The 12,000-nt window shown below is 36.2% G+C and carries 10 protein-coding genes and 1 riboswitch; of the genes, 5 read left to right on the plus strand and 5 right to left on the minus strand.

Annotated elements, in window-relative coordinates; genetic code table 11:
• Positions 1–126 precede the first annotated feature (126 nt).
• Both D2K40_RS09000 and D2K40_RS09005 read right to left on the minus strand, forming a co-directional pair.
• Positions 127–1,356 carry an aminopeptidase gene (locus D2K40_RS09000; protein WP_117155163.1) on the minus strand — a complete coding sequence of 410 codons (1,230 nt, stop codon included), beginning with the start codon at positions 1,354–1,356 and terminating at the stop codon, positions 127–129.
• A gap of 95 nt (positions 1,357–1,451) precedes the next feature.
• The gene (locus D2K40_RS09005) at positions 1,452–3,344 is read right to left on the minus strand and encodes an ABC-F family ATP-binding cassette domain-containing protein (RefSeq protein ID WP_117155165.1); all 1,893 of its coding nucleotides are present in this window, start codon (positions 3,342–3,344) and stop codon (positions 1,452–1,454) included.
• A gap of 383 nt (positions 3,345–3,727) precedes the next feature.
• Between D2K40_RS09005 and D2K40_RS09010 the strand changes: the two genes are divergently transcribed.
• Positions 3,728–4,075 (plus strand): winged helix-turn-helix transcriptional regulator, encoded by a 348-nt coding sequence (locus D2K40_RS09010; RefSeq protein ID WP_275896215.1) that lies wholly within the window; start codon positions 3,728–3,730, stop codon positions 4,073–4,075.
• A 26-nt stretch (positions 4,076–4,101) separates the two neighbouring features.
• On the opposite strand, the gene D2K40_RS09015 is transcribed toward D2K40_RS09010, so the two are convergent.
• Together D2K40_RS09015 and cls are read right to left on the minus strand one after the other, a co-directional pair.
• Positions 4,102–4,647 (minus strand): acyl-CoA thioesterase, encoded by a 546-nt coding sequence (locus D2K40_RS09015; RefSeq protein WP_117155169.1) that lies wholly within the window; start codon positions 4,645–4,647, stop codon positions 4,102–4,104.
• 19 nt (positions 4,648–4,666) lie between these two features.
• Positions 4,667–6,115, minus strand: coding sequence for a cardiolipin synthase (gene cls, locus D2K40_RS09020; protein ID WP_188618804.1), 1,449 nt, complete (start codon positions 6,113–6,115; stop codon positions 4,667–4,669).
• Positions 6,116–6,401: 286 nt separating this feature from the next.
• Between cls and rarD the strand changes: the two genes are divergently transcribed.
• The gene (gene rarD / locus D2K40_RS09025; protein WP_117155171.1) at positions 6,402–7,340 is read left to right on the plus strand and encodes an EamA family transporter RarD; all 939 of its coding nucleotides are present in this window, start codon (positions 6,402–6,404) and stop codon (positions 7,338–7,340) included.
• 48 nt (positions 7,341–7,388) lie between these two features.
• On the opposite strand, the gene D2K40_RS09030 is transcribed toward rarD, so the two are convergent.
• Positions 7,389–7,856 (minus strand): Hsp20/alpha crystallin family protein, encoded by a 468-nt coding sequence (locus D2K40_RS09030; protein ID WP_117155173.1) that lies wholly within the window; start codon positions 7,854–7,856, stop codon positions 7,389–7,391.
• Between the two features lie 421 nt (positions 7,857–8,277).
• Positions 8,278–8,385: riboswitch (SAM riboswitch) on the plus strand.
• Between the two features lie 115 nt (positions 8,386–8,500).
• Here D2K40_RS09030 and D2K40_RS09040 point away from each other — a divergent pair.
• The 3 genes from D2K40_RS09040 to D2K40_RS09050 all read left to right on the plus strand — a co-directional run bounded on the left by D2K40_RS09040 (position 8,501) and on the right by D2K40_RS09050 (position 11,992).
• On the plus strand, positions 8,501–10,174 hold the full coding sequence (locus D2K40_RS09040; protein WP_117155177.1) for an O-acetylhomoserine aminocarboxypropyltransferase/cysteine synthase family protein: 1,674 nt from the start codon (positions 8,501–8,503) through the stop codon (positions 10,172–10,174).
• Positions 10,175–10,412: 238 nt separating this feature from the next.
• Complete coding sequence (locus tag D2K40_RS09045; RefSeq protein WP_117155179.1) at positions 10,413–11,351, plus strand: SGNH/GDSL hydrolase family protein; 939 nt, start codon at positions 10,413–10,415, stop codon at positions 11,349–11,351.
• 29 nt (positions 11,352–11,380) lie between these two features.
• The gene (locus D2K40_RS09050) at positions 11,381–11,992 is read left to right on the plus strand and encodes a YpmS family protein (RefSeq protein ID WP_117155181.1); all 612 of its coding nucleotides are present in this window, start codon (positions 11,381–11,383) and stop codon (positions 11,990–11,992) included.
• Positions 11,993–12,000 lie beyond the last annotated feature (8 nt).

Below are 12,000 nucleotides of genomic sequence, written 5' to 3' on the forward strand. Positions count from 1 at the left end.
TGGGGCTGCGATTACTCGCCCCATCATAAAGCCCTGCCCACGGAAAGGGAGTCAATTTCATTTGAGGAGCGGTATCTCACATTATTATTTATGACACATCATATATCTACTATGTTGTAGTGTTTATTAAAATGCCCATGCGCCTTTGCGGAAGACGGCTTCTGTTTTCCCATCGGCGGTTACTCCGTCGATATCTAACTCAGCTGATCCAATCATGAAGTCGACGTGGGTCAAGCTGTCATTTACCCCGTTTTTGTCTAATTCTTCATCATTCATATCAGATCCACCTTCTACGTTGGTTGGGTATGCTTTACCAAGCGCGATATGACAAGATGCATTTTCATCAAACAATGTATTGTAAAAGATCAAGCCAGATTGAGAAATTGGTGATGCATGTGGTACTAATGCTAATTCTCCTAAGCGGCGTGCTCCTTCATCAGTATCTAGTAGATGCTTTAATGTGTCATAGCCTTTTTCTGCTTTGAAATCAACTACTTTACCTTCTTCAAATGTTAAGCTAAAGTTATCGATCATATTTCCACCGTAAATTAATGGTTTTGTGCTTGCAACTGTACCATTAACACCATATTTATGTGGTAATGTGAAGACTTCTTCTGTTGGCATATTAGGGTTAAAAGCTACGCCTTCTGTCGTTTTAGCAGCTCCACCTTTCCAAATATGTCCTTTTGGTAAGTCAAAGCTTATATCTGTTCCTGGTGCTTTAAAAATTAACTTTGTGTATTGTTTTTTATTTAATACTTCTCTAGCATCTTTCAAGTTTTTATTATGCTCTTCCCAAGCTGCAACTGGATCTTCTTTGTCCACTCGAACAATTTTAAATATTTGATCCCATAACGCTTCTTTTGCTTCTTCTTTTGATTTGTCTGGGAAGATTTTTTGTGACCAGTCACCTGTTGGAATTGAAATGATAGACCAAGCAATTCTGTCATTCATCGTATATTTACGGAATTCCTTCATTGCTTCTGCACCTGCTTTTTGTGCTTTGGCAACTTTCTCTGCATCAACGTCTTTTAATAAATCTGGATTCGTTGAGCGGATTGATAATAATGCTGCACCGTCTTTAGCAAATGCTAAGTTTTTATCTACTTGCCATTGCGGGATAGTTGTTAATACTTCTTCCGGAGCATTTTGATATTTTAACAATGTAAGTTCGTCATCTTGCCAATTCACCAAGACATCTTTCGCGCCTAGCTCATACGCTTTACGGACTACGATTCTAGTGAAATCCGCTCCTTCAATTGATGAGTTAATCATCAATGCTTGTCCTTTTTGTAAGTTAACTCCTGTACGTAATGCGAGATCTGCATACTTCTCTTGCATTTGTTTATCTGACATGACATTCCCTCCAATTTTTATGTATTCTCTTTATTATTTCATATCTATTCCGGATAGTGAAATAATTTTATTGCACAACCGTTAAATTGACTGCTTTAATTAGTATGTTCCATTTCTTCTATTAATAGTGATAACTCTTCCCATCGTTCCATCTTTTGCTCTAGCTTTTCTTCTAGTTCTACTTGTTTATCAAAGTTCTTTTGCACCTTTTCTGCATCACTTCCAGCATCAATAATTGCTTGTTTGACCGCTTCAATCTCTTCTTCAATAACCGCAATCTGGTCTTCTATTTGTTCCCATTCCTTTTGATCATGATAGGATAGCTTCTTACGTTTAGCACGCGGTTTTTCAGGAGATTGCTTCGGAACTTTCATACTCGATTCTGTTATTTCGTGCTTTTGTTTTTCAAGGTATTCACTATAGTTTCCGTAAAATTGCTCTGTCTTACCTGGTGCCGTAAATGAAATTAACTGATCAACTACTCGATCGAGAAAATAACGGTCGTGTGATACGGTGATAACGACGCCTGGAAAATTATCTAGATAATCTTCTAAAACACCTAATGTTTGTGTGTCTAAATCATTGGTCGGTTCATCTAACAATAGAACATTCGGTTCCTTCATTAAAACATGGAGGAGATACAATCTTCTTCGTTCTCCACCTGAAAGTCGGTGAATATACGTCCATTGCTGCGGACGTGGAAACAAAAAGTGTTCCAGCATTTGTTCTGCTGTAATGGTATCGCCATCTTTTGTATGAATCACTTCAGCTACTTCACGTATATAATCAATAATCCGTAGGCTTTCATCCATTTGACTATGATCTTGGGTATAATAACCGATTGAAACAGTTGACCCAACTTCTATTTCACCTTGATCCGGTTCTATCCTACCTGCAATCATATTTAAAAGAGTCGTCTTCCCACTACCATTTGCACCAATAATTCCAATTCGATCACCTGGTGTTACAAGAAAATCAAAATTATCAACAAACTGCTGCTCACCGAATGATTTTGATATATTTTTCAGCTCAAGTACTTGCTTCCCTAAACGTTTTGTTCCTGCTTGAAAACCAATTCCTTGTTTCTTTGTATCAAAACTCTTTTCTTTTAAATCTTCCACCCGATCAATTCGCGCCTTTTGTTTTGTTGTTCGTGCTTTTGCTCCACGTCTCAACCAAGCTAGCTCACGCTTTAGCGTATTCGCATGCTTTTGTTCATTTTGTAATTCTAACGCTTCTCTTTCCGCTTTCTTTTCTAAGAAAATCTCATAGTTTCCTTGATAGCGATAAAGATTACCTTTATCTAATTCGAATATACGGTTCGTGATCCTATTTAAGAAATAACGATCGTGGGTAACGAGCATGATTGTTCCTTTATATTGTGGGAGATACGTTTCTAGCCATTCAATTGATTGATTATCTAAATGGTTTGTTGGCTCATCTAATATTAACAAATCAGCTGGCTGAATTAGTGCTTTTGCCATCGCAACTCGTTTTTTCTGGCCACCTGATAAGGTTTGTACGTGTTGCTCAAAAGTAGTGATGCCTAATTTCGTTAAAATTGTTTTGGCTGTTGTACTTGCATCCCATGCATCAAGGTGATCCATTTTCTGCTGCGCTTGTATTAATTTCTCTTGAAGAGCGGGATTCTCTGGATCTTTTTCTAGTTGAATCAATAGTTTTTCATAATGACGTATTGCAACCATAATAGCAGCATCACCAGCATAAATTTCTTCAAGAACAGTTAGATCTTCAGCCAATTCCGGTTCCTGTGGCAGGTAAGCTACTTGAAAATCCTTTGCATGTTGCATTTCACCGGAATCCGCTGTTTCAATACCAGCTAATATTTTTAATAACGTAGATTTCCCTGTACCGTTAACACCAATTAACCCAATTCTTTCTTGCTTTGCAACTGAAAAAGAAAGCTCATCAAACAATACTTTATCTCCATATGATTTTGTTACATTTTCTACAGATAATATTTCCATCGTATTCACCTTTCCGGACAACTCATACTTCTCTATCTCCCAAGTATAATATAGCACCATTACAAGTACAAATATGAATACGCCCTCCACTTAATTCTAGTGAAGAGCGCAGGCACACAATTACTTTTGATAAGGGCTTTATGTTACTACTTGATACTGAATCCGAAAAGGGTCTGTAGGCGCACCTTCTCCGTTCCATGTATTTAGTCCAATATGCAGACTTCGTCAATTGATCCTACGAGCCATATTTACCCCACCTTGCTCTTATGGTAAACTTTATTTAGTTACTTATAGTTATTAAGTTTATATTAGTAAGTTTTCGGGTCCAACTTTGGGTTTATTGGATGGAATTGTTTATAATAAAAACAGGAGTGTGAATATATATGAACAACTTATGCCCACGTTTTGAAAAAGCAATGCAACTTTTCGGCAAGAGATGGGTTGGTCTAATTCTATTTGAACTACTTAAGGGGCCAAAACGTTTCTCTGAAATGGAAGCAGAATTACCAATCAGTGGTCGAATACTATCTGAACGTTTAAAAATGCTTGAACAAGAAAAAATCGTTGAAAGAAGAGTCTATTCTGACTTCCCTGTCCGGATTGAATATCTACTTTCTGATAAAGGACTAGCATTAGAGCCAGTAATAAAAGATATTCAAGGTTGGGCAGAAACTTGGATAACGCCAGAGGAAATAGAAGCTGAAGAAGATGCTAGCTCATCAAAAGCATGAATGTAACAAAAAATAAAGAGGCACTTCTAGTTAGAAGGCCTCTCTCCAAATCGACTTGTTTCATTCCAAGGAAAAGATGTACCAAATGTTTTGGCCATTTCCTTGGATTTTTTTCGTCTTTCTTTTCGATAGTTCGCTCTTTCAGCCGCTTCTTTCTGCAGCCATTTTTCTTCTTCTGTTTCAGGATAAACTCCAGGAACTTCACTTGGTTTGTTATCGTCATCAATGGCCACCATTGTCACATAGGCGGTCGCACACACTTTGCGCTCGCCACTAATTAAATGTTCTGTCACTGCTTTCACAAAAACCTCCATCGATGTTTTGTGTGCATATGTGACAAAAGCTTCAAGGCAGATAGTATCTCCCTCTTTAACCGGAGATAAGAAATCAACTGAATCAATTGATGCCGTTACAACCAATTTACGAGCGTGACGCGTTGCGCTAATCGCAGCAACATCATCAATATACGCCATTAATTGGCCACCAAACAAGGTCCCATGACCATTTGTATCTGATGGTAAGACATGTGATGTTTTAACTGTTAGCGACGCAACACACGGTTTTTTCTGCATTATATAGTTCCTCTTTTCTTCATAAGATAGGTGAGATTAAGCGCGCGATCGATTCTTTAAACCGAATCCAAATAGTGCGTTCTTTATATAGTGGTAACGTTAATTGCGTTGAAAACATAAGATCCTTATGAAATTCGTTTACTAATTGTTGTGCAATCTTTTCACTATAAAGAAATGCATTTACTTCAAAATTTAATCGGAAGCTCCGCACATCAATATTTGCTGTACCAACTGATGCTATTTTACCATCTACTACCAGCATTTTAGCATGTAAGAAACCACGTTGGTAGATATATACCGTTGCGCCTGCTCTTAAAAGTTCTCCGATATAGGAATAAGTAGCCCAATAAACAAATGGATGATCCGGTTTACTTGGGATCATGATTCGCACATCGACGCCTGACAATACCGCAATTCTTAAAGCATCTGCTAAACTATCATCTGGAATAAAATAAGGTGTCTGGATATAGACATATTCTTCTGCTTCCATAATCATTTTTATATAACCATTCTTAATTTGTTCCCATTCAGAATCCGGACCACTAGAAACGATTTGCATCCCTACATTCCCTTTTGGAGTCGATTCATAATAACGGTCTTCATAAAGAATATCATGTGACGAAGCTTGATTCCAATCCAGTATAAAACGAGTCTGCATATTGCGAACCGAATCCCCAATCACCCGCAAGTGTGTATCACGCCAATAACCAAATTTAATACTTTTACCTAAGTATTCATCCCCAATATTAAAGCCACCAATATACCCTATCTTTGCATCAATAATTGCTAATTTACGATGATTTCGATAGTTAATCTTAAAATTAACCTTTGGAATTAATGATGGGAAGAATGACTCTACCTCGACACCAGCATCACGTAAATCACGTATATATCGGTGTCTTAACCTTCTTGACCCTAGATCATCGACCAAAAAGCGAACTTGAACGCCTTCTCTCGCTTTTTTCTTTAATGTTTCTGCCACGCGTTGCCCAAGGTGATCACTTCGTACGATATAATAAACTAAGTGAATATGATCTGTAGCTTTTTCCATATCTGCAATTAATGCATCAAATTTTCTTTTACCATCCGTAAAAATTTTAACATCATTAGCTTGTGTTAGAATGGCATCATCATTACGTAGATGTAAATAGAATAAATCTTTATATTGCCTCAAATTTTCAGGAATAGGAAAACTATCTTCTTTCAACAATTGTAATTGGTTTTCAACTGCATTCTTTACACCTAATTTACTTTTGTTATCCCATATAAATAATTTCTTGTTACTCAATTTTCTCCCAAAAACTAAATATAGAAAAAACCCGAGAACTGGAATAAATAAAAGCACCATTAACCACGCCCATGTAGATGTTGCATTTTTTCGTTCTAGAAATACAATTGCAAACGCTAAAATAATATTAAAAAATATAATAGACCCCAATATATATGGTGAAAAACTAACGAGAGACACTATATGCCATCCCCCTTTCGGTAAACCTTCTTCCCATAATATAGCATATATTTCAAGTATATGATGTTATTTACGATTAACGAATTATCTTTCTGAAAATTTAGTTCACTTATTTGACTATCCCCAATTAAACTTTTTAGCAAACCTTTTAATCTAGATTAATAAGTATTACTCCTTCCAATGTGGGGTCTAATGTAATGAAAAAAAATTTAATAACAACGATTGCTTTTTCTAATAATCAGGCGTAAACTTATGCTTATTCTTTCGCAAAGCAGAGGGGTTAAAAATGAAACAAAAAGAGATAAAAATGGGGATTTTTTCAGCAACAACTGCCTACATTTTATGGGGGTTCTTACCGATCTATTGGAAGATGGTTGGTGATATATCTGCTGGTGCTGTGCTTGCACACCGTGTTGTTTGGTCATTTATATTTATGATTATATTACTTATTTTCACAAGAAAGTGGCAGCCGTTTATTTGTGAGTGTAAACAGATTTTGCGGGACAAAAAGAAATTCATTGGCGTTGTATTAGCTTCCTTTGTTATTAGTGGAAATTGGCTTATTTTCATTTGGGCAGTAAATAGTGATCACGTAATACAAGCTAGTCTTGGCTATTATATTAATCCATTAATCAGCATCTTGCTTGGTGTCGTTATTTTAAAAGAAACGTTACACAAGTGGGAAGTATTCTCTGTTCTATTAGCTAGTGTTGGCGTAGTGTATTTAACACTGTATTATGGTGTTTTTCCATGGGTTTCATTACTCTTAGCATTCTCATTTGCTGCATATGGGTTATTGAAAAAGACGGTTAATATTCCTTCACTATATGGACTAACATTAGAAACATTTATCGTATTACCATTGGCTCTGCTTTATTTATTAATGCAGCCAACAAATACCGGTTCTTTAACAACGATGTGGGAATCAAGCTCTACTGCATTGTTACTAATGGCATCCGGGGCGGTAACTGCAATTCCATTACTTTTATTTGCGAGTGGCGCAAAACGTATTCCTTTATCTATGGTAGGATTTTTACAATATATTGCACCTACCTTAATGTTAATCCTCGGTGTATTTTTATACCAAGAAGTATTTACATTTGCTCACTTGATTGCATTTATGTGTATTTGGACCGCTTTAGCAATCTATACCATTTCACGCGTTTTATCTATGCGTCATTTACGAAGACAAAGAAAGTTTGAACAAACTGAGCAGACAATTTAATTAATTATCTTAAAAAAATGATAGCGAATGGGACAGTTCCATTCGCTTTTAATCTATATCTATATAGTTATCTGTTTTTGGTTTTTTAGGTCCTCTAATATCTAATACACCATTTTTATAGACTGCTTTTGTTGTACGTTTATCGACAACATATGGTAACTGTACAATCCGTTCTGCTTGGCGTACGCGTCGTTCGCGGTTATAGTAATTCGTTTTGTCATTCTTTTGTTGTGTAATCTCATCATGTGAGATTTTAATTTTTAAACGATCACCAATGACGTCAATATGAATATCTTCTTTTCGTAATCCTGGTAAATCCACTTGTGCAACCCATTCCTTTTCATTTTCAAATACGTCTACTGGTAATCGTCTTGCTAATCCACTGTTTTGGAAAAATGAATCAATTGAATCTAACATATTATTTCGTGGACGTTCTGCAAACAAACCATCCATTTTCCGAATGAATTCTTGACTCGCTTCCAAAAACTCTGACTTTTTCCCAGGTTTTTCTTCCATAAAAAATAAGCCCCCTTGATAAACAATTGGTTTCCCCCTAGTATATGCATGACAGATTAACCTTGATATACGTAACTTTCAAAAAAATCTTTTCTAACCTTCGTAGTTGATAGATGATGCCACGTAAATAGTATCGTGAGTTACTATTACTAACCTGCTACTCAAATGAAATTGGCTCCCTTTCCGCAGGCACGGCCTTTACTAATTTAGCTGAGGCCGTGGGGCTGCGATTACTCGCCCCACCAAAACCGTTTGATGACGTAGCGAGCAAGATGACAACTTTACTACGCATTCTATATATTTTTGTCACTAAACAAGCAGTTTTTAAATAAACATTTTTTAAAAAATTTAAATTTTCTAAAAATAGCTTGACGTAATCTTTCTTGTGGCATATAATCCTTACTAACATCAAATTACATATCTCTTATCAAGAGTGGCAGAGGGAATAGGCCCTATGAAGCCCGGCAACCAACAAGTTCTTCTTGGAAAGGTGCCAAATCCTACAGGTTAAAAACCTGATAGATAAGAGGAGGAATCCGGTTATAAGCCCTCTTCTTAAAATAAAGAAGAGGGCTTTTTGATTTCTTCTTCATTGACCTATATAAGAGATTCAATTCATCAATATAAAATAGGAGGAATGAAAAATGACAGAACGAAATTTTCAGACACAAGGAACAGAAACAAATTTATTACACGGTGGGCAAACTCCAGATCCAACAACCGGATCTCGTGCAGTTCCAATTTATCAAACAACTTCCTACGTTTTTCGTGATACAGAACATGCGCAAAACTTATTTGGGCTAGCTGAACCAGGGAACATCTACTCTAGGATAATGAATCCGACGGTTGATGTGTTTGAACAACGGATTGCACTACTTGAAGACGGTGTTGCGGCAGTAGGAACAGCATCTGGAATGTCAGCTATTACATTGGCCATCTTAAACTTGGCCAATTCAGGTGATGAAATTATTGCTGATAGTAATTTATATGGTGGAACGTATAATTTATTTGCTAATACTTTACCGAAATACGGCATTACTGTGAAGTTCGTTGATGCTACAGATCCTGAGAATTTCCGCGCTGCAATTACGGATAAAACAAAAGCACTATTTGGAGAGATCATTACGAATCCATCGCTTAATGTCCTTGATGTTGAAGCAGTTGCTACTATTGCACATGAAAATAACCTTCCTCTTATTATTGATAATACTTTTGCTAGTCCATATGGGTGTAAACCAATTACATGGGGGGCTGATATAGTCGTCCACTCGGCAACAAAATGGATTGGTGGTCACGGCACCTCAATCGGTGGAGTTATCGTGGATGGTGGTAGGTTTAATTGGAATCAACCAAAATACCCTGGTTTTACTGAACCTGATGAGAGCTATAATGGCATTAGATTTGGGATAGATGCCGGACCAGCTGCGTTCGCAATTAAATTACGGGTACAATTGTTACGCGATATCGGTCCAGCTCTAAGTCCACAAAATGCTTTTAACTTTATTCAAGGTTTAGAAACATTGAACCTACGTATCGAAAAACATAATGAAAATGCTAAAAAGGTGGCTGATTATTTAGATACCCACCCTCAAGTAGACTGGGTTGCTTATCCTGGATTAGAATCGCATCCATCACATGAACTAGCAAAGAAATATCTAGGTGGCACTTTTGGTTCGATCATCACCTTTGGTATCAAAGGAGGACGTGAGGCTGGACGTCAATTAATTGACAATATTAATCTATGGTCTCATGTTGCAAATGTTGGGGATGCAAAGTCATTAATCATTCACCCAGCTTCCACAACACATCAACAATTAAATGCTGATGCGTTAAAATCTAGCGGTGTGACAGAAGAATTAGTCCGCTTATCAATTGGACTTGAAACGGTTGAAGATATTTTACAAGACTTAGATCAAGCAATAGCAAAAGCAACAAATTCACGTCCTACAATTTCTGATTCGGAAGAAGACGTGATTAATTGGGCATTTAACTCACCCTTCGCACGAGAAGGAGGTCAAATACGGTTAAAAAACATCGTGGTAGCTGGCTCAGTCAAAGAGGATAATGATCTTACTAAATTAAAACAGCTGGGCTATCAGATAACAGATTTAAAAACCAATGATGCTGCAATAGATGTATTATATATTCTTGATCCTGCAAAAGTTGAGACTATTCCAGCTGATACTAAAATTGTATGGTTTAATACGGACGTTTCCTATTCTGATTTAAAGGCAGCCGCAGTAGCTAAGGGACAAAGCGTTATCGAGAATCGTAATCCTTACACAGAAGCTGAACGGACTAGAAGAAAAAATAATTAAATCCCTTGATAAGGCACGCATAGCGTGTCTTTTTTTCGTAGAAACGTATATATTAATACTTTTTTTCATAAGATGATATTTACAGAAAACAACATATTGCTAAAACTTGTTTTAGTGACATATAATAAAGAGTACGCTTTACAGAGCCTAACGAGCGTTATAAATTAAGGGTTTGTTGCAACATTTAACAGGGAATAGTTTTAACGCAAAAACAATATACAACAAGTGTGGGGATAAGATGAATAGGAATAGGATTTGGTTACTGCTCAGTAGTTCTTTTTTTTTACTACTACTAATAATTGGAATGCTTTTTTTATGGGTAGATCCCATTGCTCCTTCTAACCAGACCGCTAAAACGGAACCGGAAGAAGAAAATATTGAAGAAGTGATTGACCAAGTACAAGAAAAAGATCAAGAAGAAATCGAAAATGAAGAGGATCATAATCTCTCTGAAAATATAAAAAATGCTGTAGAGAACACAGTTGGTTTATTTTTACGTAATGATTATAAAATTGTTGCTATTGGAGATTCTTTAACACAAGGTGTTGGGGATAACGCTAACAACGATGGATATGTTGGTAGAATTGAAGATACATTTTCTAATGAGGATTACCGCGTTGACATCGACAATTTTGGTAAACGAGGAAATAGATCTGACCAACTGCTCAAGCGCTTAGAAGACGAAGAAATAAGAGAATCGATTGAAGAAGCGGATATGGTATTACTCACAATTGGTGCCAATGACATTATGAATGTTGTTAAGAACAATTTTATGAATCTTAATGAAGAACCTTTTGCAATAGAACGTACTGCTTATGAGCAACGTTTGCGAGAAATTTTTGATACAATATTTGCATTAAATCCTGATACAGAAATCTATTTAATTGGTTTTTTTAATCCATTTGAAGGATACTTTGAGGATATTGATGAATTAGACCAGATCCTAACTAATTGGAATAACACAGGTAGAAGACTAACATTACAATATGCGCAGGCACATTTTGTTCCAACAAATGATTTATTTCAAATAGAAGATGTGAGCTTATTAGCAGATGATAATTTCCACCCAAATGCAACAGGATACACACTAATCGCTGAACGTACCCTAACTTATATCCGCCCCACTATTGAAGCGGCAAGGGAACAAAGTGATGAGAGCGTAACTGGCGAAGAATAATCAAGGATTAGAAAGGTGAAGCGATACACATGGAACAACCCAAAAAACGAAATTGGAAGATTCCATTTCTAATTTTGCTAGCTATAAATGTACTCGTTGTTATTGCGATATTCATTTTAGTTTTTTCTCCAACATCACCAAGCAACGTCATACCAGAAAAAGAGTATATCGAAAATCAAGATGGTGCAGAATTTACTGTACGCTCAAGTAAGCAAAATTTAAGTGAGTTAGTTAATGGTTATATTGATAAAGCCCTAAAAGATGAAGATGGCAAATATTCGATTGAGTTTAACGAAGATGTTCAACTATTTGGATCAATTGAAGCTTTTCAAAAAGACATTCCTATATCAATTAGAATGGAGCCAATTGTACAAGAAAATGGAGATATTATTCTAAAACAAAAAGAGATGTCTTTAGGTTTATTGAATTTACCAAAAGATAAAATTCTACAATATGTAAACAAACAAATAGATACTCCTGAATGGGTTATATTTGATCCTAAAAATGAACAAATTTATATTGCAGTAACACAAATGGAAATAAAAAGTAATTTTAGAGTTAGAGTGCAGCAGTTTGATTTAGAGAATGATCAGTTATCATTCAGACTTAAAGTACCAAACGCAACACTAGGACTACAGTGAAAGTTGAA

This window comes from Paraliobacillus quinghaiensis, assembly GCF_003426025.1.
In the GTDB taxonomy this organism is placed as follows: Bacteria; Bacillota; Bacilli; order Bacillales; family Amphibacillaceae; genus Paraliobacillus_A; species Paraliobacillus_A quinghaiensis.